The following is a 22,113-nucleotide window of genomic DNA, read 5'->3' on the forward strand; positions in this document are numbered from 1 at the left end:
AAAGCGGGGGTTCTCTGGCACACTGGGGGTATGTACGGCAACGACTTCGGGCCCCGCGACGACGCAGCTGCGCCCCTGAACGCCGCGGAGACCCCCGAGTACCAGCAGGCTCTGGACGAGTACTTCAACGGACTCATCGACGAGGACTCGCGGATCGAGCCGCGGGACGCGATGCCCGAGGGCTACCGCAAGACGCTGATCCGGCAGATCGCCCAGCACGCGCACTCGGAGATCATCGGTATGCAGCCGGAGGGCAACTGGATCAGCCGCGCCCCCAGCCTGCGCCGCAAGGCCATCCTCATGGCCAAGGTGCAGGACGAGGCCGGGCACGGGCTCTACCTCTACTCCGCGGCCGAGACCCTCGGGGTGGACCGGGCCGAGCTGCTCGACAAGCTGCACACCGGCCGGCAGAAGTACTCCTCGATCTTCAACTACCCCACCCTGACCTGGGCCGACGTGGGTGCCATCGGCTGGCTGGTCGACGGCGCGGCGATCATGAACCAGGTCCCGCTGTGCCGCTGCTCCTACGGCCCCTACGCACGGGCGATGATCCGCGTGTGCAAGGAGGAGTCCTTCCACCAGCGGCAGGGCTTCGAGATCCTCTGGACCCTGTCGCAGGGGACGGAGAGCCAGCGCGCCATGCTCCAGGACGCCGCCGACCGCTGGTGGTGGCCCGCCCTGATGATGTTCGGCCCGCCCGACTCGGGGGAGAAGGCCAAGGAAGGTCACACGGCCCAGAACATGGCCTGGGGCATCAAGCGCTTCACCAACGACGACCTGCGGCAGAAGTTCGTCGACATGACCGTCCCCCAGGCGATCAAGCTGGGCATCACCCTGCCCGACCCGGACCTGCGCTGGAACGAGGAGCGTGGGCACTGGGACTTCGGCGAGATCGACTGGGAGGAGTTCTGGCGGGTGCTGGGCGGCGACGGCCCCTGCAACGCGCAGCGCATCGACACCCGGGTCGCCGCCCACGAGGAGGGCGCCTGGGTGCGGGAGGCGGCCCTGGCCTACGCCCGCAAGCAGAGCGCGCAGGAGGAGGTCGCGTGAGCACGACCTGGCCGCTGTGGGAGGTCTTCGTCCGTAGCCGGCGCGGCCTCAACCACGTGCACGCCGGATCCCTGCACGCGCCCGACGCCCAGATGGCGCTGCGTAACGCCCGCGACCTCTACACCCGCCGGCAGGAGGGGGTGTCGCTCTGGGTCGTGGCCTCCGCGGACATCACCGCCTCCAGCCCCGAGGAGAAGGACAGCTTCTTCGACCCGGCCGCGGACAAGGTCTACCGGCACCCGACCTTCTACGACGTGCCCGAGGACGTGGAGTACCTGTGAGCGAGCTCACCAGCGGGCCGGTGATAGCCGGTCGCCGCCCCGACGTCGGGGGCCTGGACGGTGCCACCCCGGCCGAGCTGCATGCCGCCTACCTGCTCTCCCTCGGTGACGACGCCCTGATCTATGCCCAGCGTCTCGGCGAGTGGCTCACCCATGCCCCGCAGATCGAGGAGGACATGGCCCTCGGCAATGTCGGCCTCGACCTGCTCGGCCAGGCCAGGGCCCTGCTCACCCGAGCCGGTGAGGTCGAGGGCGAGGGCCGCGACGAGGACGCGCTGGCGATGCTGCGCGACGAGCGCCGGTTCCGCAATGTGCAGCTGGTGGAGCAGCCCCGCGGCGACTTCGCCCACGAGATGGCACGCATGCTGTGGTTCGCCTCCTACCAGTACGAGCTGTACTCCCGGCTGGTCGACTCCGCCGACGAGGTGCTGGCCGGGATCGCCCAGAAGGCGGTCAAGGAGGTCGACTACCACCGCGACCACGCGACCCAGTGGGTGCTGCGCCTGGGCGACGGGACCGAGCTGAGCCACGCTCGGATGCAGGCCGCGCTGGAGGCGGTGCATCCGTACGTGCGCGAGCTGGGTGAGGACTACACCGCGGCGGTCTGGGCCAGCGAGCAGGCCATCGGCGTGCTCCCCTCCGCGCTGACCGAGGCGGTCAACGCTGGCGTCGCGCAGGTGGTCTCGCAGGCGACCCTGACCATGCCCGAGCCCCCGCGCTGGCACGCCCGCGGCGGCCGCGACGGCGTGCACTCCGAGGCGATGGGCTACCTGCTCGCGGAGATGCAGCACATCGCCCGCAGCCACCCCGGCGCCACCTGGTGAGGGTGCGGATGGGCGTGGGCACGGGAGCGGGCGGGGGAATGGGCACGGGTATGGAGCTCGCGCAGGCGCCGCGCGCGGTCGCGACCGACCAGCTCCTGGCGCAGGTGGAGGCTGCGCTGAGGGAGGTGCCCGACCCGGAGATCCCGGTCATCACCATCCACCAGCTCGGGGTCATCCGCGAGATCGAGCGGGTCGGTGAGGGCCTGCGGGTCACGATCACCCCTACGTACTCCGGGTGCCCGGCGATGCGGGTCATGGAGGAGGACATCCGACGCGTCTGCGGGCGGGCGGGCGTCCCCGTCGAGGTGGTCACGCGTCTCTCGCCTGCCTGGACCACCGACTGGATGAGCGAGGAGGGTCGCGAGGCCCTGCGCCGCTTCGGCATCGCCCCGCCCACCGGCCAGAAGGCGCACGGACCGGTGCCCGTCGGGCTCTCGGTCCGGCAGGTGAGCTGCCCGTTGTGCGGCTCGGAGCAGACCGAGGAGATCTCCCGCTTCGGGTCTACGGCCTGCAAGGCCCTGCGACGCTGCCTGTCCTGCCGGGAGCCGTTCGACGAGTTCAAGACACTGTGAGGGGCGCCGCCCCCCACGCCCCCCGCTGGGGCTGCGCACCAGACCCCGAAGAGGGTTTGAGGGCCCACGCCCCAGCGCCGCCCCTCGCTGGGGCACCCCGACGCAAGGAGCGATGTTGAGCCTGTTGCAGCAGCAGCCCACCCGGCGCCGCGCCACCTTTCATGACCTGACCGTCACCCGGGTGGACCGGCTGACCGACGACGCCGTCGCGATCAGCTTCGCCGTCCCGGAGGAGCTGAGCCGCGAGTTCGACTTCCAGCCCGGGCAGCACCTGACCGTGCGGGCCACGATCGACGGTCAGGATGTGCGCCGCTCCTACTCCTGCTGCATCTCCCGCGCCGAGGCCCGGCGCCGCGGGGAGGTCCGGGTGGCCTCGATGCGGGTGCCGACCGGCCTGATGTCGACCTGGCTGGGCAGCGAGGTCCGTCCGGGCGACACCCTGCAGGTGATGACGCCGATGGGCAGCTTCGTCTGCCCGACGGACCCCACGGCGCGTCGCCACCACGTCGGCGTGGCCGCGGGCTCGGGCATCACCCCGGTGCTGTCGCTGCTCACGACGGCGCTGGAGGAGGAGCCGCAGTCGCGGGCCACGCTGATCTTCGGCAACCGACGCACCGACTCCATCATGTTCCTGGAGGAGCTGATGGACCTGAAGAACCGGTTCCCGGGCCGGTTCATCCTGCTCAACGTGCTCTCCCGCGAGGTGCAGGACCTGGAGCTCTTCACCGGTCGGATCGACCGGGAGAAGTTCGAGGAGTTCCTGGCCACCTTCGTGCCCGAGGACGAGGTCGATGAGTGGTACCTGTGCGGGCCGCTGGGGATGGTCGAGACCGTCCGCGCCGTCCTGGCCGAGCGGGACGTGGACCCGGAGCACGTGCACCATGAGATCTTCCACGTGGACGACGCCGGGACACCGGTGACGCAGACCGCGCCGGTCGAGGTCGACCCCTCGGCGCCGCCGGAGGCCGTCGTCACCGTCACCCTCGACGGCCGCACGACCACGGTGCCGATGCCGACCCGCGTGGAGTCGATCCTGGACGCCACCCTGCGCGAGCGCCCCGACGCACCCTTCTCCTGCACCGGTGGCGTCTGCGGCACCTGCCGCGCCAAGGTGGTCACCGGGGAGGTCCGCATGGACCGCAACTACGCCCTGGAGCCGGACGAGGTGGAGCGGGGCTACCGGCTCATGTGCCAGTCGCACCCGGTCAGCGACCAGGTGACCATCGACTATGACGCCTGACCCCGTCTGAGCCCGCCCGGGCGCCGGCTTCGACGCCCCGGCACCGGCTTCGACGCCTGGGCTTTGGGGGTCAGACCTGCGTCGAGCCCGTCCGTCGTCGGGCGGCGCTCAGCCGGGACGGGGCCCACCGCAGCCGGCGCAGCGGGTCGAAGGGGGTCAGCTCGGCGGGCACCTGGCCCGTGGTGATCTGCTCGGCGAGCAGACGACCCGTGACCGGGCCGAGCGTCACGCCCCACATGCCGTGGCCGCCTGCGACGAATACGCGCTCGGACTCCGTGCGGCCGATGAGCGGCAGTCCGTCGGCGGTGACCGGGCGGGAGCCGACCCACTCGTCCTGCCGGCGGTCCAGGTCGGCGCCGTGGAGCAGCGGCCGGGCGGCCTCGACGATGGCCCGGATCCGCCGAGGGTCCAGCGCGGCGTCGGCCTTGCGGAACTCCATCATCCCGGCGACGCGCAGCCGGTCACCGAGCGGCGTGAGGGCCACCCGGACGGCGGGGAAGTACAGCGGGCCGGCCGGGAGGTGCTCGGTCTCCACGCTGAAGGAGTAGCCGCGCCCGGCCTGGACGACGTGCCGGACACCGAAGGGTCGCACCAGGTCACCCAGCCAGGCACCGGTCGCGACCACCACCGCGTCGTAGCTGCCCGACCCGGGACCGGCCGTGCGCACCTGCACCCCGGCCGGGCCGAGGTCGTCGATCCCGAGGACGTCGGCACCGGCGACGATCGGGGTGCCCTGGCCGCGCACCGCCTCGGCGAGGGCCTCGACATACTCCACCGGGCGCAGGTAGCGCTGGCCGTGGATGACGACGGCCGCCTGCACCTTCTCCGACAGGGCCGGCTCGCGGCGGCGCGCCTCGGCGCCCCCGATGAGCTCGTGCTCCACACGGCCCCCGGCCCGCTCGATCTGCTCGAACTCCTCCAGCAGCCCCTGCACGTCACCGGCGCGCTCGTAGGCGGCGGTGAACGGCTCGGCGTCCAGCACCGGTGCCGCGACGCCGTGCGCAGCCAGGTGGTCGAAGGCGTCGAGGGACTGTGCGTTGACCGGCAGCAGGGCCTGCATCGCGGTGGTCCACCGGCTGCCGGTGCTGTGCCGCACGAAACCGGCCACGAACCGGGCCAGGTTGGGGTCCAGGGTGGGCGGCACGTAGACGGGGGAGTTGGCCGAGATGACGGCGCGCACGCCGTAGCGCAGCACGGCCGGCTCCGGCAGCGGGGTCGCGATCGCCGGGGTCAGCCACCCGGCGTTGCCCCACGACGCCCCGGCACCGACGCCGGTGCGGTCCAGGACCGTGACCTCGACCCCCTGCTCCCGCAGGAACCACGCGGTCGAGAGACCGACCATGCCCGCACCGACCACCGCGATCTTGCGCACGTCCACTGCCACCGACCTCCTCGTCGACATCTACCGAGGACCATCGTCACACCTGCCCAGTCCCCGTGACGCATCGGGGTGGCGCAGCCCGGGCAACCCGGTCGAGAGCACGGTTGAGCGTCCTGTCGAGAGCCCGGTCGACGGCCTACCTGCGCAGCTCGTGCCAGGCCAGCCCGAGCTCCTGCAGCAGCTCGCGCAGCAGGGGCAGGCTCACGCCGACGACGGCGTGGTAGTCACCCTCGATGCCGGTGACGTACGGGCCGCCCAGGCCGTCGACGGTGAAGGCGCCGGCCACCTGCAGGGGCTCACCGGTGGCGACGTAGGCCGCGATCTCGGCGTCGGAGAGGTCGGCGAAGTGGACCACCGTGCTCGCGGTGGCCCCGAGGGTCCCCCCCGTGCCGCCTTCCTCCGGGTCCCGGTTGTCCACCAGCCAGTGCCCGGTATGCAGCGTGCCCGAGCGGCCACGCATCGTCCGCCACCGCTCGATCGCCACCTGCGAGGAGCCGGGCTTGCCGTGCAGCGCCCCGTCCAGCTCCAGCACCGAGTCGCAGCCCAGGACGAGAGCCTCGGGGTCATGGCGGGCGACCACGTCCTCGCACTTGGCCCGCGCCAGGGTCAGGGCCGCGTCGGCCGGGTCCAGCGGGCCGTGCCGCTCGCGAGCCCGCGCGAGGGCGGCCTCCTCGTCCAGGCCGGAGACCAGCACCTCGGGTTCGACGCCGGCGCTGCGCAGCGTGGTGAGGCGGGCAGGGGAGGCGGAGGCGAGGACGAGGGGGAGCATGCGTTCTTCTCTCGGTGGGGGGTCTCAGAGCTCGCCGAGCACCGCGGCCCGCAGCGTGTCCAGCCCGACCCCGCCGATGTCCAGCGCCCGGCGGTGGAAGGCCTTGAGGTCGAAGTCCTCGCCCTCGCGCTCGCGCACCTGGTCGCGCAGCTGCAGCCAGAGCCGCTCGCCGATCTTGTAGCTGGGGGCCTGGCCGGGCCAGCCCAGGTAGCGGTCCAGCTCGAAGCGGACGAAGCCCTCGTCCATGTTCACGTGGTTCTGCAGGAACTGCCAGGCCTTGTCGTAGGTCCAGGCGCCCCCGCCGACCTCTGCCGGGGCCTCGAAGCCGCAGTGCACGCCGATGTCGAGCACGACCCGCGCCGCCCGCAGCGACTGGCCGTCGAGCAGCCCCATCCGGTCCCCGGGGTCGTCCATGTAGCCCAGGTCGGCCATCAGCCACTCGCTGTAGAGCGCCCAGCCCTCCCCGTGCCCGGAGGTCCAGGACGCCAGCCGGCGCCAGCGGTTGAGCAGCTCGGAGCGGTAGACGGTCTGCCCGATCTGCAGGTGGTGGCCCGGCACGCCCTCGTGGTAGACGGTGGTCAGCTCGCGCCAGGTGGAGAACCGGGTGACGCCCTTGGGCACCGACCACCACATCCGACCGGGCCGGGAGAAGTCCTCCGAGGGGCCGGTGTAGTAGATCCCGCCGGTCTGGCTGGGTGCGATCATGCACTCGATGGTGCGGACCGGCTCCGGCACGTCGAAGTGGGTGCCGGCCAGCTGGGCCACCGCCTCGTCCGCCTTGACCTGCATCCACTCGCGCAGGGCCTCGGTGCCCTCGAGCTGGTAGCGGGGGTCGTCGTCGAGGATCGCCACCGCCTCCTTGACGGTGGCGCCGGGACGGATCTGCTCCGCGGTCTCCTCCATCATCGCGGTGATCCGGGCCAGCTCCTCCTGGCCCCACGCGTAGGTCTCCTCCAGGTCGATCTGGGCACCGAGGAAGCCGCGGGAGCGCAGCGCGTAGACCTCCCGGCCGCACGCGTCGGACTCCGACGCAAGGGCGGCCAGCTCCGTCTCCAGGTATGCCGCGAGCGTGCCGAAGGCCGCCTTGGCGCCCCGGACCGCGGCCGCCAGGCCGGCCTGCAGCTGCTCGGACTGGCCCCCGGCCTCGGTCAGCAGGGCGTCGAAGGTGCTCGCCTCGTCCCCGGCCTGGTCGCGGCACTGCTCGGCGACGCGGTCGACCTGGCGGCGGGGGCTGACCTGCCCCTGCTCGGCGGACCAGCGCAGGGCGGAGACGTACTGCTCCACCGCGACCGGCATCGCCTCGAGCCGGGCCACGATGTTCTGCCACTGCTCGGGGGTGTCCTTGCCCATGATGTCGAAGATGTCGCGCAATTCCTGCGGGGCGGAGGCGATGACGTTGAGGTCGACCGGTGCCCGGCCGGCGAGGACGAGGTCCAGCTCCTCGACCTGCAGACCCAGGCGCTCGCGCAGGGCGGCGACCGTCACCCGGTCCACGTCATCCTCCGGCAGCAGCCCACCGAGCTGCTCCAGGGTCCGGCCGGCCAGCTCACGCTGGGCCCGCAGTCCCTCGACCGACAGGTCGTCGATGGCGTGGTCCTGCCCGGGCACCCCCAGGTAGGTCGCCTCCAGGGGGCTCAGCGCCACGGCGGCGTCCAGGTGGGCCTCGGCGAGGCGGTCGATCTCGGTCTGCTGGCGGCTCTGCTCGGTCACGACAGCAACCTACCTGTCGGCGACCCCACCCAGCCACGCCCGGTCGAGGCCACGCATGCGGTCACCGGATGACGCGGTCATGCACGCGACCGCGCGCCCGTGCGTGCACAGGTGCAGCAGTCGATGCCGCTGCGGGCTGGCGGCAGGCGCGGCATACCCTCTGGTCATGACCGGACGGATCCGCTCCACGAACCTGGCTCACCCCAAGCCCGACCCCGGCACGCCGCGGACGACCGGCATCGACAAGCGCGCGGCGTCGGGGATCGAGCTGTTCACCCCCGGTCCTCGGTATGGCGACGGGCCGGGCGTGGTGGGCGACCTCATCGGCGACGCCCAGCACCACGGCGGCGCCCAGAAGGCGGTGTACGCCTTCAGCCGCGAGGAGCTCGACTGGTGGGAGGGCGAGCTCGGGCGAGGGCTCTCGGACGGGATGTTCGGGGAGAACCTCACCACGGAGGGGCTGAACCTGGAGGCTCTGCTGATCAACCAGCGGGTCCGAGTCGGCGACGAGGTGGTGCTCGAGGTGTCGGTCCCTCGCACCCCCTGCGCCACCTTCCAGCGACACCTGGGCGAACGGGCCTGGGTGCGCCGGTTCACCGAGCGCGGCCGCTGCGGCAGCTACTTTCGCGTGGTGGTCCCGGGTCAGGTCCGGCCCGGCGACCTGGTCGAGGTGCTGGAGCCGCCCGCGCACGACGTCGACATGCGCACGGCCTTCGCCTCGGCGATGGGGGACGACGACGCCGGTCGCAGGGTGCTGGAGGCCCGGTGCCTGCCGCCGATGTACCACGAGCGGCTCGTGCGCCGGTTCGCGCCGGCGACCTGAGGCACCGCCGCCAGGTCGACGCATTGTGGTGCGGCTGACCCGCCGCACGTGAGTGGCCGGCGGGACGGCCCCCTCAGCGGGGCAGGGCGGAGGCGCGCCAGCCGCCGGGACCGACCGCGGGACGCGGGCGGGCGTAGCGGGCGCGGTTGGTCCACAGCGTCCGCCGGGGCGGCTCGGCCTCCGGACCCCCGCCCGCGGCGGAGAGCACCACGGTGAGGGCGGCGAGCTGGGCCGGGCTCGGGTTGCCGCGCACGACGCGGACCACCGGTGGCCCGGCGACGTCCGTGTCGGGGTCCGGCCTCTGGGCGGCGGGCTCGTCGCTCACAGCGGGATGTTCCCGTGCTTGCGCGGGGCGCGGGTCGTGCGCTTGGAGCGCAGGTGGCGCAGGGCCCGGGCTACCTCGACGCGGGTGGCGCTGGGCTCGATGACCGCGTCGATATAGCCGCGTTCGGCGGCGACGTAGGGGTTGGCCAGGGTGTCCTCGTACTCACGGATGCGGCGGGCCCGTTCGGCTTCCAGGGCCTGGGGTCCGCCTTCCTCGGCGGCGGCCTGCAGCTGCTTGCGGTAGAGGATGTTGACCGCGCCCTGGGCACCCATGACCGCGATCTGGGCGGTGGGCCAGGCCAGGTTGATGTCGGCGCCCAGGTGCTTGGAGCCCATGACGTCGTAGGCGCCGCCGTAGGCCTTGCGGGTGATGATGGTCACCAGGGGCACGGTGGCCTCGGCGTAGGCGTAGAGCAGCTTGGCGCCGCGGCGGATGATGCCGCCGAACTCCTGGTCGGTGCCCGGCAGGAACCCGGGGACGTCGACGAAGGTCAGGATGGGGATGTTGAAGGCGTCGCAGGTGCGTACGAAGCGGGCGGCCTTCTCCGAGGCGTCGATGTCCAGGGTGCCGGCCAGCTGCAGCGGCTGGTTGGCCACGACGCCGACCGAGCGGCCCTCGACGCGGCCGAAGCCGGTGACGATGTTGGGCGCGAAGAGGGGTTGGACCTCCAGGAACTCCCCGTCGTCCAGGACGGTCTCGATGGCCGCCTTGATGTCGTAGGGGACGTTGGGGGAGTCGGGGATGAGGGTGTTGAGCGCCTCGTCCTCGGGCCCGACCTCCTCGTCGATGTCGGGGTCGAAGGCCGGGGGGTCCTCCAGGTTGTTCTGCGGCAGGTAGCTGAGCAGCTCCTTGACGTAGTCGATCGCGTCGTCCTCGTCGGCGCCCATGTAGTGGGCCACGCCGCTGACGGTGTTGTGGGTGCGGGCCCCGCCCAGGTCCTCGAAGGTGACGTCCTCGCCGGTGACGGTCTTGATGACGTCGGGGCCGGTGATGAACATGTGGGAGGTCTGGTCGACCATGACGACGAAGTCGGTGATGGCCGGGGAGTAGACCGCGCCGCCGGCGGCCGGGCCCATGACCAGGGAGATCTGGGGGATGACGCCGGAGGCGTGGACGTTGCGCTTGAAGATCTCGGCGTAGAGACCGAGCGCCACGACGCCTTCCTGGATGCGGGCGCCACCGGAGTCGTTGATGCCCACGACCGGGCAGCCGATCTTCATCGCCAGGTCCATCACCTTGACGATCTTCTCCCCGAAGACCTCGCCCAGGGAGCCACCGAAGACGGTGAAGTCCTGGGCGAAGACGCAGACCGGGCGCCCGTCGACGGTGCCGTAGCCGGTGACCACCCCGTCGCCGTACGGGCGCTTCTTCTCCTGCCCGAAAGCGGTGGACCGGTGCCGGGCCAGGGCGTCCAGCTCGGTGAAGCTGCCCTCGTCCAGCAGGTCCTCGATCCGCTCGCGGGCGGTCTTCTTGCCCTTCGCGTGCTGCTTCTCCACCGCACTGGCCGAGCCGGCGTGCACCGCCGCCTCCACCCGCGCGTGGTAGTCCTGCAAACGCCCGGCCGTGGTGCGCAGGTCCGGGCCGTCGCCGGAGTCCTGCTCGCCCTGCGAGTCCGCGTTGACGGTGTCGGTCATGGGCATCAACTTAGCCTTGTGCCCATGAGCACGTCGAAGTGGGCACCCGTACCGTCCGGACCCCCGTGGGGATGGGAGCAGCCGGAGGCCCACGCGACGGTCGGGTCGACCAACTCGGAGGCGCTGCTGGACCCGCGCCCTGGCCGCGTGGTCGTGGCCGACCATCAGTCGGCTGGCCAGGGGCGCCGGGGCCGCACCTGGTCCTCGCCCCCCGGGACCGGTATGGCGATCTCCGCCGTCGTGCCCCCGCTGCCCGCCTCGGTCGTGGGCTGGGTGCCGCTCGCCGCCGGCCTGGCGGTCCGGGCCGCCCTCCGCACGAGCCGCTGGCGCCTCGACGTCACGCTGAAGTGGCCCAACGACGTCCTCGTCGAGACCGGGGCCCGCCCCGGGAAGCTCGCCGGCATCCTGGCCCAGGTCGCCGACGGCGGGACCATCGTGGTCGGCACAGGGCTCAACGTCGACCACGACGTCGACCAGCTCCCGGTGCCCACCGCCACGTCCTGGCGCCTCTGCCGGGGCGGTGCCCCGCTGCCGGACGGGGCGCGGGAGGCCTTCCTGCACGCCTACCTGAGCCATCTCGCCCACCTGCACGACGAGCTCACGGCGGGTCGGGTCGACGGTGTGCGCGAGGCCTATCGGCAGGCGTGCGGCACGCTCGGCCGGCCGGTGGTGGTGCACGGCGCCGCAGGCACGGGGATGACCGGCACGGCGGTGGACGTGGCCGCCGACGGGGCCTTGGTCCTCCAGGGTCCGGGCGGGCGGTCCGAGCACCACGCCGGGGACGTCGAGCACCTCCGCCCGGGGCCACACCCCGGTTGACCTGTGAGTAACCTTGCCAGGCATGGACGCACCGAGCATGCTGCACCTGACCCGACATGGTGAGGGTGGCCATGTGGTCGAGCTGACCCTGGACCGCCCGGAGGCGATGAACGCCATCTCCACGGCCTTCGCCGAGGAGATCACCGCCGCCACGGCCCAGCTGGCCGCGGACGGCGGCGTACGGGCGGTCGTGGTCACCAGTGCGCACGACCGGGCCTTCTGCGTCGGTGCCGACCTCAAGGAGCGCAACGGCTTCACCGACGCCCAGATGATGGAGCACCGGCTCATCACCCGGAAGGCCTACCGGGGGGTGCTCGACCTCCCGGTGCCGGCAGTGGCGGCGGTGGAGGGCTACGCGCTCGGCGGCGGCATGGAGATCGCGCTGTCCTGCGACCTGATCGTTGCCGGTGAGGCGGCGATGCTCGCCCTGCCCGAGGTCGGGGTGGGGGTCATCCCCGGCGGAGGCGGCACCCAGCTCCTCACCCGGCGGGTCGGCTGGTCGCGGGCGGCGTCGGTGATTTTCACCGCCCGCCGGATGACCGCGGCGCAGGCCCATGAGCTGGGAGCCGTCGACGAGCTGGTCGCAGCCGGCTCCGCGCGGGAGCGGGCGCTGGAGCTGGCTGCGCAGATCGCCGCCCACAGCCCGGTGGCCGTCCGCAACGCCAAGCAGGCGATGCGCCTGGGGATGGGCACCGACCTGGCCGCGGGCCTGGAGATCGAGGACGGCGCCTGGCGGGCCACGGCCTTCAGCGGCGACCGCCGCGAGGGAGTGGCCGCGTTCGCCGAGAAGCGGACGCCGGAGTGGCCCGGCCGATGACGCACACCGCATACTGGCCGGGACAGGCCCGCTGGCGCGAGAGTCGCGAGGGTTCCGGGAGTGCCGAGTGGTGCCGAGGGTGTTGACAGCGACGAGAGGGACGACAGTGCGACGGAAGGGGATCACGTGACGAGGGTCCTGCTGGCGGAGGACGACCCCACGATCTCCGAGCCGCTGGAGCGCGCGCTGCGCCGCGAGGGGTATGAGGTGACCGTCGCCGCCGACGGCCGCGCGGCCCTGAGCGAGGCCTCCGGGGAGGGTGCCTACGACCTGCTCGTGCTCGACTTGGGTCTGCCCCTGCTCGACGGCGTCGAGGTGTGCCGGACCCTCCGGGAACGCGGCAGCACGCTGCCGGTCCTCATGCTCACCGCCCGCACCGAGGAGGTGGACACGGTTGTCGGCCTGGACGCCGGTGCCGACGACTACGTCACCAAGCCGTTCCGTCTCGGCGAGCTGCTCGCGCGCGTCCGGGCGCTGCTGCGGCGGGGACCCGGCGCGCCGCCGGAGCACACCGGCGCCGCGCTGCGGATGGACGTCGGGGCCCGGCGGGTCTTCCTGCACGACCGCGAGGTGCGGCTGACGACCAAGGAGTTCGAGCTGCTCCGCGTGCTCATGCGCGAGGAGGGGCGGGTGGTTTCCCGCGAGGTGCTGATGCGCGAGGTGTGGGACACCTGGTTCGGCTCGACCAAGACCCTCGACATGCACGTCTCGGTGCTGCGTCGCAAGATCGGCGACCACGCCCAGCACCCCCGCCACATCGTCACCGTGCGCGGGGTGGGTTTCCGCTTCCAGAACGACCCGGACGAGCCGGCCTGACCCGTGCGAGCGATCCTGCGCGAGCACACGGTGCGGGTGACCCTGACGGTCGGCGGGGTGGTCACGGGGGCCGGCACGGTCGTCATGTGGGCGTTGCGGGAGGCGCAGAACGCCCGGATGGACGCGGGGGCGGACGACGCGATGCCGCTGTGGGTGGCGCTGCCGATCTTCCTGCTGGTCTGCGGCGCCGCGCTGGCGGTGGCCGCGTCCATGGTCCGGCCGCTCGCCGACCGCACCTCGGAGCGGATCGCGGCACCGCTGCGGCTGCTGGCGCACCGCACCGACGAGATGGCCTCCGGCGGCTTCGCCCTGGACCCCAAGGCCCGTCCGGGGCGGTTCGTGGAGCCGGAGCCGCTGAGGTCCGGCATCCCCGAGGTGGACGCGGTCGCCCGGGAGATCGACCGACACCACTCGACCTTCGCCAAGGCCCTCGTCTTCGAGCGGTCCTTCGCCGCCGACGCCTCCCACCAGCTGCGCACCCCCCTGGCCGCCCTGCTGCTCCGGCTGGAGGAGATCGCCCAGTGCGACGACCCGGTTGCCCGGGAGGAGGCCGAGATCGCGATCCGGCAGGTGGAGCGGCTGACCGGGGTGGTCGACGAGCTGCTGCGCCGCACCCGCCCCGGGCACGCCAGCGGCGGCGCGCTGAGCGCGGTCGACATGGTCCTGTCCAGCCTGGCCCAGGAGTGGACGCCGGCTTTCGACGAGGCCGGGCGGGAGATCTCGCTGACGTGCGAGCGGGGGATCATCGTGGAGGCCAGCTCCCCGGCCATCAGCCAGATCCTCAACACCCTGGTGGAGAACGCCCTCATCCACGGCGCGGGGCGGGTGCGTGTCCACGTCGGCCGGTCCGGGCCGTCCGCGGTGTTCACCGTGGCCGACCAGGGGGCGGGCGTGCCGCGGGAGCTGGCCCGGGTGATCTTCGACCGGGGTCAGACCTCGGGTGAAGGGACCGGTCTGGGCCTGTCGGTGGCGCGCGCCACGGCGGAGGCGGTGGGCGGCCGGCTGGAGCTGACCACGGTCCGCCCGCCGGTCTTCACCTGCTACCTGCCGCTGTCGATGACCCGCTGAGCCGGTCGCCCCGGCCCGCCTCGAGGTGGCCGCGGAAGACGAACCGCTTGTAGGCCCAGAACCGGAACAGCGTCCCCAGCGCCAGCCCGATCCCGTTGCCGGAGACGTTGTCGGCCAGCTGGCTGTCCAGCCCGAGCACGTAGCGGGAGAAGCCCAGGCAGGCCAGCGCGATGCCCAGCCCGATGGCGTTGAAGAGCACGAAGAGCGCGAACTCCGCCGTCTTGGCGGTGCGCCGCTGCCGTCGGAAGGTCCACCACCGGTTGCCGCACCAGGCGACCACCGTCGCCACCGTCGTCGCGACCGCCTTGGCCAGCAGCGGAGCCTCGCTCAGCGGCCCGGGACCGGCCGTCGGCAGGCCGAAGACCAGCACGTTGTAGAGCCCCACGTCCACCACGAAGGCGACCGCGCCGACCGTGCCGAACTTGGCCACCTCGGCCACCAGGGTGCTCCAGGCGGCCCGCAGGCGGGCGAGCAGACTGAGGTGGGCAGAGGTCACGGGCACAGAAGTCTAGGTGGCGCTGCTGGTGACGCCGACCGCTGCGCGGCACGGCGCCGCGCCGGAAAGGTCGGTGCCGCTGGGTAGGGTTGCCGGGTGAGCGCCGAGCAGACCTCCTCGCACCCGGTCCCGTCCCCCGCAGCCACGTCCGCCCCGGTCCGGGCCGAGGGTGGTTTCCCGGTGGTGGGCGTCATCGGGGGAGGCCAGCTGGCGCGGATGTGCCAGCCTCCGGCCGTCGCGCTGTCGCTGACCCTGTCGGTCCTGGCGGAGTCGCCGACCGCCAGCGCCGCGCTGGTCGTGCCGCACAGCCCGATCGGGGAGCACACCGACCTGGCGGCCGTGCGGGAGTTCGCCCGCCACTGCGACGTCGTCACCTTCGACCACGAGCACGTGCCCGCCGACGTCCTGGCCGCGCTGGAGGCGGACGGCATACCCCTGCACCCCTCGCCGGCCGCTCTCGTACACGCGCAGGACAAGCTGGCGATGCGGCGCAGGCTGACCGAGCTCGGGCTGCCCTGCCCCCGCTGGGCGCAGGCGCGGACCGCGCGGGAGGTGGAGGAGTTCGCCGCGGATGTGGGCTGGCCGGTCGTGGTCAAGGCACCCCGGGGCGGGTATGACGGCAAGGGGGTGCAGGTATGCCGCAGCCTGGCCGAGGTGGAGCCGTGGCTGGCCGGCGTGGGGGAGGCCGGCCTCGTCGACGGGCTGCTGCTGGAGGAGGCCGTGGACTTCACCCGCGAGCTGGCGGTGATGGTCGCCCGCAGCCCGTCGGGGCAGGCGGCTGCCTGGCCGGTGGTGGAGACCGTGCAGACCGACGGGATCTGCACCGAGGTGCTCGCGCCCGCACCGGACCTGGACGAGGACCTCGCCGTCGCCGCCGTCGAGGGGGCGCTGCGGATCGCCGGCGAGCTCGGGGTGACCGGGGTGATGGCGGTGGAGCTGTTCGAGGTGGCCGGGCCTGTGGAGGGCGCGGACGGCGCCGATGACGAGGGCACGAAGAACGGGACCGCCGGAGGCACGACCTACCTCGTCAACGAGCTGGCCATGCGCCCGCACAACAGCGGCCACTGGACCATCGACGGCTCGGTGACCAGCCAGTTCGAGCAGCACCTGCGCGCGGTGCTCGACCTGCCGCTGGGTGACCCGTCGGCCCGGTCCCCCTGGACCGTGATGGGCAACGTCCTGGGCGGGGAGCACCCCGACCTGTACCCGACCTACCGGCACCTGATGGCCCGGGACCCCGGGCTGAAGATCCACCTGTACGGCAAGGGCGTGCGCCCCGGTCGCAAGCTGGGCCACGTCACCGTCTTCGGTGGCGACGGCAGCGCGGAGTCTCTGGAGGAGCTGCGCGAGCGGGCCCGGCACGCCGCCGACTACCTGCAAGGAGTCATCGATGAGTGAGCCTGCCGCGACGAGCACGGGCGCGCCCCTGGTCGGTCTGGTGATGGGCAGCGACAGCGACTGGCCGGTGATGGAGGCCGCGGCCCAGGTGCTGGAGGAGTTCGGCGTCCCGCACGAGGCGGACGTGGTCTCGGCGCACCGGATGCCGACCGAGATGGTCGCCTACGGCCAGCAGGCGGCAGGTCGGGGGCTGCGGGTCATCATCGCCGGCGCGGGTGGGGCAGCCCACCTGCCCGGGATGCTCGCCTCGCTCACCGTGCTGCCGGTGATCGGGGTGCCGGTGCCGCTGAAGCACCTGGACGGGATGGACAGCCTGCTCTCGATCGTCCAGATGCCGGCTGGCATCCCGGTCGCGACCGTGTCCGTGGCCGGTGCGCGTAACGCGGGCCTGCTGGCGGTGCGCATGCTGGCGGCGGGCGAGGGGGAGCAGGCTGCCGCATGGCGTGCGCAGCTGACCCGGTTCGCGGACGACCTGCGCGACCAGGCCCACGCCAAGGGCGAGCGGCTGCGCGCGCGACGCGCCTGACCGCGACCGTCGGGGGACGACGTAGGTTGGGTCAATGCGCTTCGGAATGTTTGTGCCCCAGGGCTGGCGGACGGATCTCGTCGGGATCGCACCCGAGCAGCAGTGGGGGGTGATGCTCGACCTCGCGCAGCGGCTGGACGGCGAGGAGGCGTGGGAGTCGCTGTGGGTCTACGACCACTTCCACACCACGCCGGAGCCGACCCAGGAGGCGACCCACGAGGCGTGGACGCTGATGGCGGCGCTCGCGGCCACCACCGGGCGGGTCCGGCTGGGGCAGATGTGCACCTGCATGAGCTACCGCGAGCCGACCTACCTGGCCAAGGTCGCCGCGACGGTGGACGCGATCTCGGGCGGGCGGGTGGAGATGGGCATCGGCGCGGGCTGGTACGAGCAGGAGTGGCGCGCCTACGGCTACGGCTTCCCCGGTGCGGGCGAGCGCCTGGCCCGGCTGCGCGAGGGGGTGGAGATCTTCCGCCAGATGTGGACCACCGGGTCGGCCACGCTGGACGGCGAGCACTACCAGGTCGACGGGGCCTTGTGCTGGCCCCGGCCGCTGCAGGGGACGGCGTTCGAGGGCAGCGAGCGCAACGGCATACCCCTGTGGGTGGCTGGCGGGGGTGAGCGCAAGACGCTGCGGATCGCCGCGGAGTATGCCGACTACACCAACTTCGACGGTTCCCCGGAAGGGTTCGCCCGCAAGTCCGGGATCCTGCAGGAGCACTGTGCCGAGGTCGGCACCGACTTCGAGGCCATCACCCGGTCCGCCAACTACAACGTGGTGATCGGCCGGGACGAGGCCGAGGTCACCGACCGGCTGGCCGGGATCAAGGACCGGATGGTCCGCGGCGGCATCGCCGAGGACACCGCGGCCCGGTCGGTGGAGAACCTGCGCACCCAGCCCGCCGTGGGCACGCCGGAGCAGATCACCGAGACGCTCCAGGGCCTGCAGGGGCAGGGGATGACCTACGCCATCACCTACTTCGCGGAGGCTGCCTACGACACCTCGGGGATCGAGCTCTTCGAGGACGAGGTCATCCCGGCGCTGCGCGGGTGAGAGCAGGATGACGTCCGAGGCCCGCGCTGTCCGTCGGGACCCTGCGCGGTGAGCCAGACCAACCTGGTGATGGGCCTGCTCGGCGGGCTCTCGCTCGCCATGGTCGGAGCGCTGGTGTGGGGCCTCACCCGGATGGCGGGCCGCCAACCGCGGGGCCCGGGCGGCCTGACCCCGGCCCGCCAGACCGGCTTGACGTCGGCGTCAGCGCACGGGAGAGCGCAGGTAGGCTGAGCCGTATGAGCGACTTCGACCTGTTCCGGATCAACGAGGACCACGAGGCGTTGCGCGAGGCGATCCGGGAGATTTCCGAGGAGCAGATCGCGCCGCACGCCGCGGACGTGGACGAGCAGGCGCGGTTCCCGCACGAGGCGCTCAAGGCGCTGGTGGCCACCGACATGCAGGCCCCGCACATCGCCGAGGAGTACGACGGCGTGGGCGCTGACGCCCTGGCGACGTGCATCGTCATCGAGGAGGTGGCGCGGGTCTGCGCGAGCAGCTCGCTGATCCCGGCGGTGAACAAGCTGGGCACGATGCCGCTGATCCTGGCTGCCAGCGAGGAGGTCAAGGCCAAGTACCTGCCGCCGGTGGCGCGCGGTGAGGCGATGTTCTCCTACGGGCTCTCCGAGGCCGGCGCCGGCTCCGACACGGCCGGGATGACGTGCCGGGCGGTCGAGCAGCCGGATGGTTCCTGGGTCCTCAACGGGCAGAAGTCCTGGATCACCAATGCCGGGGAGTCCGAGTACTACACGGTGATGGCGGTCACCGACCCCGACGGTCCGCGGGGCCGCAACGTGACCGCGTTCGTGGTGGAGAAGGACGACGAGGGGTTCACCTTCGGCGGCCTGGAGAAGAAGCTGGGCATCAAGGGCAGCCCCACCCGTGAGCTGCACTTCGACAACTGCCGCATCCCCGGGGACCGGATGGTCGGCGGCCTGAACGAGGGGCTGAAGATCGCGCTGCGCACCCTGGACCACACGCGGGTCACCATCGGGGCGCAGGCGGTCGGGATCGCCCAGGGGGCGCTGGACGCGGCGGTGGCCTACGTCAAGGAGCGTCAGCAGTTCGGCAAGGCGATCGCGGAGTTCCAGGGTGTGCAGTTCATGCTCGCCGACATGGGGATGAAGCTGGAGGCGGCCCGGCAGATGGTCTACGTGGCTGCGGCGAAGTCCGAGCGGGGTGACGCGGACCTGCCGTTCTTCGGGGCGGCGGCCAAGTGCTACGCCTCGGACGCGGCGATGGAGATCACCACCGACGCGGTGCAGCTCTTCGGCGGCTACGGCTACACCAAGGACTTCCCGGTCGAGCGGATGATGCGCGACGCCAAGATCACCCAGATCTACGAGGGCACCAACCAGGTCCAGCGCATCGTCATGGCCCGCCAGCTGCTCAAGGGCTGAGGCGGACGGCGCCCACCGGTGGCGCCGGGCGTCGGTCCCTGCGGGGTCCGCCCGCGTGCCGCCGACTACCGGTCGGCGGCGGGCGGGGCGTCGCGGGAGACGATCAGGGGGACCTCGTCCACCCGGTCCACCCGCAGCGTCTCGTCCTGGACGAAGACGTTCTGGCCGTAGCTGTAGGTCACCCGTGCGGTGACGGTGGCCGTCCCGTCCGGGTTCTCGACCGCCTCCAGGCCCTCGACGTCCACGGAGCTGAGGTTGTCGGCGATGCCTGCGTCGATGTAGGCCGCCTCCGTGGTGAGCTCCCGGGCTGAGGCCAGCCCCTCCGTGAGCAGCCGGTCGTAGAACTCCTCGGCGAGCTCCTGCGCCTCCTCGGACCCCACGGCTGCCGTCTGCGCGGCCGTCCCCGAGGAGGTCGTCCCGGCCCCGTCGCCGGCCCGGACGTCCTCGGTGATGGTCCACACCAGCCAGCCGAGGGCTGCCAGCAGGGGCACGACGAGCAGCCAGCCCAGCCACATCGCGGTGCGGCGTGGTCGCCGCTGCCCGGCCGTGCGGTGGTATGCCGCGCCCTCACCAGGCCGGGCCGGCCCACCCGGCCCGTACCCGTCCGACCGCGCCGCGCCCGCCGAGCGTGGTGGTTGACCCGAGCGGGCGGGTTCAGGGGAGCCGTGCCGTGGCCGGGAGCGGGGGATCGCGCGGGTCGAGTCGGCCGGCGGGACGGCCTGGGTCGGTTCGTGGGGCACGTGCGGTGCTCGCGCGACCGCGTCAGGAGTCTGTCGGCGGGCACCCTGGGACGGTCCGCCGTGGCGCGCCGCCACTGCGGCCGCCGCGGCCGAGCCGGCGCCGCCGCCGGGCCAGGTCGTCGGTCCGCGGCCGCCGCGGGCCACCGCCTCCAGCTCGCGGGCGGACCGGGCGGCGTCCCAGCGCGTGTCCGGGTCGGGGTCCAGCATCCCGGCGAGGACTGCCGTCAGCGGGCCGGCGTGCTCAGGAGGACGCGGCAGGTCCCGGGCGATCGTGTGCAGCTGGGCGACCGCGTTGGGCCGGTCCGGGAAGGGCTTGCGACCCTCCAGGGCGTAGTAGAGGGTGGCGCCGAGCGCCCACACGTCCGCAGCGGGGCTGGGGTCCTCCCCGCGGGCCAGCTCGGGGGAGAAGTAGGCGGCGGTACCGGAGACGAAGCCGGTCCGGGTCAGCTGGTGGTCCTCCTCCGCCCGCGCGATGCCGAAGTCGGTCAGCTTGGCGTCCCGACCACGCTCGTCCCGGAGCAGGACGTTGCCCGGCTTGACGTCGCGGTGCAGGATGCCTGCCCCGTGCGCCGCGGCCAGGGCCGTCGCCAGCTGGGCACCGATCGTGGCGACCTGGTCCACGGGCAGCCGCCGGTCGCCCTCGAGCAGCTCGGCCAACGAGGGCCCCGGGATGTACTCCATGACGATCCACGGTGACCCGTCGTGCTCGAAGGCGTCGTAGACCCGCACGACGTTCTCGTGGGCCAGGGTGGCGCTGGTGCGGGCCTCCCGGAAGCCCCTGGTCAGCAGCACCTCGGTGTCGGCCTCCCCACTGACCCGCTTGAGCGTCACCTCGCGGCCGAGCTTCTCGTCGTGGGCCAGCCACACATGGCCCCCGCCGCCCTTGCCCAGGGTGCGGCGGATCCGGTAGCGGCCGGCGACCAGGCCCGGGTCCTCACCTACCGGGGTCTCGGAGGTGGTGGCCAGGTCGTCGGGGTCCTGCTGGTCGCTCACGGGTCCACGGTCACCTGGTCGCCGTTGCGCAGCGCGGTGAACAGTGCCGAGGCGCCCTGCTCGTCCCACAGCACCGTGCTGCCCACGTTGGTCGGGTAGTCCGCGTCGGCGACGGGCACCGTCGTCGAGGTGCCCGAGCCGGAGGAGACGGCGCGCATCGCCAGCGCCATGCGCCCCGCCTCGAACATCGAGGTGTTCTCCCCGAAGCTCAGCGAGTCACCGGTCGCGGTGCCCACCTGGTGCAGCCGGACCGGGTTGAGCAGGGTGGCCGGGCTCGCCATCCGCTGCACCAGGGCGGAGAGGAACTCCCGCTGCCGCTCGACCCGGCCCAGGTCCCCCCGCGGGTCGCTGTAGCGCATGCGGACGTAGCCCAGCGCCTCGCCCCCGGTGAGCTCCTGGCAGCCGGCCGGTAGGTCGAGGTGGGCACGGGTGTCCTGGATGGGCGCGTCCAGGCACATCTCCACACCACCCACCTCCTCCACGACATTGACGAAACCGCCGAAGCCGATCTCCAGGTAACCGTCGATCCGCAGTCCTGTCGACTGCTCGACGGTGTCGACCAGCAGCTCGGGGCCGCCGAAGTTGTGCGCCGAGTTGAGCTTCTGCCAGCCGTGGTCCCGCACCTCGACGTAGCTGTCCCGGGGCAGGCTGACCAGCGTCGGGTCGCCGAACCCGGGCACGTGCAGCAGCATGACGGTGTCCGCGCGGTGCCCCTCCGTGTAGCCGGTCGCGAACTCGCTGCGCTGGTCGTTCGTCAGCTCCTCGCGAGAGTCGGTGCCGACCAGCAGGTAGTTCGCGCCGGCCGAGGCGGCCGGTCGGTCGCCGGCGTCCGGTGTGGCGTCCACACGGTTGATATTGCCCCAGATCATCGCGACGACCACGACCATCGTGACCAGGTAGGCGACCAGGAGCAGGGCCAGCAGGACGATGAACCGACGCAGCCGGTAGCGCGGACGGCGACGACGCGGCGGGCGCGCGGTGGCCGGGGCCGCGCCACCGCGGGGCGGCCGGGCTCGGCCCTCGGCATAGCTGTCGTCGTCGGCATAGCTGTCGTCGTCGTAGTTCTCGTAGTTCTCGTAGTTCTTCTGGCCCCCAGCACGACGGGCACCACGCGCGTCATGACCCGCGCCCCGCCCTCGGCCGTCGACAGAGCGGTCGTCGCGGCCCCCCGGCCGGGGCGCGCGGGGGATCAGCTGCGTCTCGTCGTAGCGGTCCTGCTCACCCCTGCCGCCGCGCGGCTGACGGGGGATGAGCTGGGTCTCGTCCTGGGCGTCGGACCGGCGGTCCCGCCCGCCATCGCGCGGGGTGCGCGGCACAGGGCGGGTCCAGTCGTCTTCCGGTCGGTTCGCCACGGGCCGACAGCCTAGGCCAGTCACCTTG

General features: G+C 72.8%; 23 protein-coding genes. 15 read left to right on the plus strand and 8 right to left on the minus strand.

From position 1 onward, the window contains the following. Nucleotides 1-30: 30 nt before the first annotated feature. The 5 genes from paaA to paaE all read left to right on the plus strand — a co-directional run bounded on the left by paaA (nucleotide 31) and on the right by paaE (nucleotide 3,967). Entirely contained in the window at nucleotides 31-1,050 is a 1,020-nt protein-coding gene (gene paaA / locus ESZ52_RS04850; RefSeq protein WP_131103935.1) for a 1,2-phenylacetyl-CoA epoxidase subunit PaaA, read from the plus strand. Further along, a complete protein-coding gene (gene paaB, locus ESZ52_RS04855; RefSeq protein WP_131103936.1) occupies nucleotides 1,047-1,331 on the plus strand; it encodes a 1,2-phenylacetyl-CoA epoxidase subunit PaaB in 285 nt (94 codons plus the stop codon). Before paaA ends, paaB begins: the two co-directional genes overlap by 4 nt. Then, nucleotides 1,328-2,155: a 1,2-phenylacetyl-CoA epoxidase subunit PaaC gene (gene paaC / locus ESZ52_RS04860; RefSeq protein ID WP_337590190.1), complete on the plus strand. Its 828-nt coding sequence runs from the start codon at nucleotides 1,328-1,330 to the stop codon at nucleotides 2,153-2,155. The genes paaB and paaC overlap by 4 nt, the downstream gene beginning before the upstream one ends. A gap of 50 nt (nucleotides 2,156-2,205) precedes the next feature. After that, nucleotides 2,206-2,727 (plus strand): 1,2-phenylacetyl-CoA epoxidase subunit PaaD, encoded by a 522-nt coding sequence (paaD, locus tag ESZ52_RS04865; RefSeq protein WP_238154486.1) that lies wholly within the window; start codon nucleotides 2,206-2,208, stop codon nucleotides 2,725-2,727. Between the two features lie 112 nt (nucleotides 2,728-2,839). Beyond that, the gene (paaE, locus tag ESZ52_RS04870; RefSeq protein WP_131103937.1) at nucleotides 2,840-3,967 is read left to right on the plus strand and encodes a 1,2-phenylacetyl-CoA epoxidase subunit PaaE; all 1,128 of its coding nucleotides are present in this window, start codon (nucleotides 2,840-2,842) and stop codon (nucleotides 3,965-3,967) included. Nucleotides 3,968-4,037: 70 nt separating this feature from the next. On the opposite strand, the gene ESZ52_RS04875 is transcribed toward paaE, so the two are convergent. From ESZ52_RS04875 to ESZ52_RS04885, 3 genes are all read right to left on the minus strand, one after another. Next, complete coding sequence (locus tag ESZ52_RS04875; RefSeq protein WP_272948400.1) at nucleotides 4,038-5,351, minus strand: NAD(P)/FAD-dependent oxidoreductase; 1,314 nt, start codon at nucleotides 5,349-5,351, stop codon at nucleotides 4,038-4,040. 133 nt (nucleotides 5,352-5,484) lie between these two features. Continuing rightward, nucleotides 5,485-6,117 (minus strand): Maf family protein, encoded by a 633-nt coding sequence (locus tag ESZ52_RS04880; protein WP_131103939.1) that lies wholly within the window; start codon nucleotides 6,115-6,117, stop codon nucleotides 5,485-5,487. Nucleotides 6,118-6,141: 24 nt separating this feature from the next. Beyond that, complete coding sequence (locus tag ESZ52_RS04885; protein WP_131103940.1) at nucleotides 6,142-7,827, minus strand: DUF885 domain-containing protein; 1,686 nt, start codon at nucleotides 7,825-7,827, stop codon at nucleotides 6,142-6,144. A 166-nt stretch (nucleotides 7,828-7,993) separates the two neighbouring features. Here ESZ52_RS04885 and ESZ52_RS04890 point away from each other — a divergent pair, with 166 nt between their 5' ends. Further along, nucleotides 7,994-8,650, plus strand: a complete 657-nt coding sequence (locus tag ESZ52_RS04890) for an MOSC domain-containing protein (RefSeq protein WP_131103941.1) — start codon at nucleotides 7,994-7,996, stop codon at nucleotides 8,648-8,650. 73 nt (nucleotides 8,651-8,723) lie between these two features. On the opposite strand, the gene ESZ52_RS04895 is transcribed toward ESZ52_RS04890, so the two are convergent. Together ESZ52_RS04895 and ESZ52_RS04900 are read right to left on the minus strand one after the other, a co-directional pair. After that, nucleotides 8,724-8,975, minus strand: a complete 252-nt coding sequence (locus ESZ52_RS04895; protein ID WP_131103942.1) for an acyl-CoA carboxylase subunit epsilon — start codon at nucleotides 8,973-8,975, stop codon at nucleotides 8,724-8,726. Continuing rightward, nucleotides 8,972-10,609, minus strand: coding sequence for an acyl-CoA carboxylase subunit beta (locus tag ESZ52_RS04900; RefSeq protein WP_131103943.1), 1,638 nt, complete (start codon nucleotides 10,607-10,609; stop codon nucleotides 8,972-8,974). Before ESZ52_RS04900 ends, ESZ52_RS04895 begins: the two co-directional genes overlap by 4 nt. Before the next feature lie 24 nt (nucleotides 10,610-10,633). Here ESZ52_RS04900 and ESZ52_RS04905 point away from each other — a divergent pair, with 24 nt between their 5' ends. The 4 genes from ESZ52_RS04905 (at nucleotide 10,634) to ESZ52_RS04920 (ending at nucleotide 14,129) form a co-directional block, all read left to right on the plus strand. Then, nucleotides 10,634-11,428 (plus strand): biotin--[acetyl-CoA-carboxylase] ligase, encoded by a 795-nt coding sequence (locus ESZ52_RS04905; RefSeq protein ID WP_131103944.1) that lies wholly within the window; start codon nucleotides 10,634-10,636, stop codon nucleotides 11,426-11,428. Nucleotides 11,429-11,450: 22 nt separating this feature from the next. Further along, nucleotides 11,451-12,245, plus strand: coding sequence for an enoyl-CoA hydratase/isomerase family protein (locus ESZ52_RS04910; RefSeq protein ID WP_131103945.1), 795 nt, complete (start codon nucleotides 11,451-11,453; stop codon nucleotides 12,243-12,245). A gap of 126 nt (nucleotides 12,246-12,371) precedes the next feature. Then, a complete protein-coding gene (locus tag ESZ52_RS04915; RefSeq protein WP_131103946.1) occupies nucleotides 12,372-13,061 on the plus strand; it encodes a response regulator transcription factor in 690 nt (229 codons plus the stop codon). Between the two features lie 3 nt (nucleotides 13,062-13,064). Next, nucleotides 13,065-14,129, plus strand: coding sequence for a sensor histidine kinase (locus tag ESZ52_RS04920; protein ID WP_131103947.1), 1,065 nt, complete (start codon nucleotides 13,065-13,067; stop codon nucleotides 14,127-14,129). On the opposite strand, the gene ESZ52_RS04925 is transcribed toward ESZ52_RS04920, so the two are convergent. After that, entirely contained in the window at nucleotides 14,095-14,625 is a 531-nt protein-coding gene (locus ESZ52_RS04925; RefSeq protein ID WP_131103948.1) for a GtrA family protein, read from the minus strand. The two genes, ESZ52_RS04920 and ESZ52_RS04925, sit on opposite strands and share 35 nt — an antisense overlap. A 96-nt stretch (nucleotides 14,626-14,721) precedes the next feature. On the opposite strand from ESZ52_RS04925, the gene ESZ52_RS04930 reads away from it, so the two are divergent. Genes ESZ52_RS04930 through ESZ52_RS04950 form a run of 5 tightly spaced genes read left to right on the plus strand, consistent with a single transcriptional unit; the run spans nucleotide 14,722 to nucleotide 19,000 of the window. Continuing rightward, nucleotides 14,722-16,023: a 5-(carboxyamino)imidazole ribonucleotide synthase gene (locus ESZ52_RS04930; RefSeq protein WP_238154475.1), complete on the plus strand. Its 1,302-nt coding sequence runs from the start codon at nucleotides 14,722-14,724 to the stop codon at nucleotides 16,021-16,023. Further along, a complete protein-coding gene (purE, locus tag ESZ52_RS04935; protein WP_131103949.1) occupies nucleotides 16,016-16,549 on the plus strand; it encodes a 5-(carboxyamino)imidazole ribonucleotide mutase in 534 nt (177 codons plus the stop codon). Before ESZ52_RS04930 ends, purE begins: the two co-directional genes overlap by 8 nt. A 34-nt stretch (nucleotides 16,550-16,583) precedes the next feature. Continuing rightward, nucleotides 16,584-17,603 carry an LLM class F420-dependent oxidoreductase gene (locus ESZ52_RS04940; RefSeq protein WP_131103950.1) on the plus strand — a complete coding sequence of 340 codons (1,020 nt, stop codon included), beginning with the start codon at nucleotides 16,584-16,586 and terminating at the stop codon, nucleotides 17,601-17,603. A gap of 48 nt (nucleotides 17,604-17,651) precedes the next feature. Beyond that, a complete protein-coding gene (locus ESZ52_RS04945; RefSeq protein WP_131103951.1) occupies nucleotides 17,652-17,834 on the plus strand; it encodes a hypothetical protein in 183 nt (60 codons plus the stop codon). 5 nt (nucleotides 17,835-17,839) lie between these two features. Then, on the plus strand, nucleotides 17,840-19,000 hold the full coding sequence (locus ESZ52_RS04950; protein ID WP_131103952.1) for an acyl-CoA dehydrogenase family protein: 1,161 nt from the start codon (nucleotides 17,840-17,842) through the stop codon (nucleotides 18,998-19,000). A gap of 65 nt (nucleotides 19,001-19,065) precedes the next feature. Here the strand turns inward: ESZ52_RS04950 and ESZ52_RS04955 are convergent, their stop codons facing one another. Then, on the minus strand, nucleotides 19,066-20,733 hold the full coding sequence (locus ESZ52_RS04955) for a serine/threonine-protein kinase (RefSeq protein ID WP_181009939.1): 1,668 nt from the start codon (nucleotides 20,731-20,733) through the stop codon (nucleotides 19,066-19,068). Continuing rightward, the gene (locus tag ESZ52_RS04960; protein WP_131103954.1) at nucleotides 20,730-22,085 is read right to left on the minus strand and encodes an LCP family protein; all 1,356 of its coding nucleotides are present in this window, start codon (nucleotides 22,083-22,085) and stop codon (nucleotides 20,730-20,732) included. The genes ESZ52_RS04955 and ESZ52_RS04960 overlap by 4 nt, the downstream gene beginning before the upstream one ends. Nucleotides 22,086-22,113 lie beyond the last annotated feature (28 nt).

The sequence above is a fragment of the Ornithinimicrobium sufpigmenti genome (genome assembly GCF_004322775.1).
GTDB classification, from domain to species: domain Bacteria; phylum Actinomycetota; class Actinomycetes; order Actinomycetales; family Dermatophilaceae; genus Ornithinicoccus; species Ornithinicoccus sufpigmenti.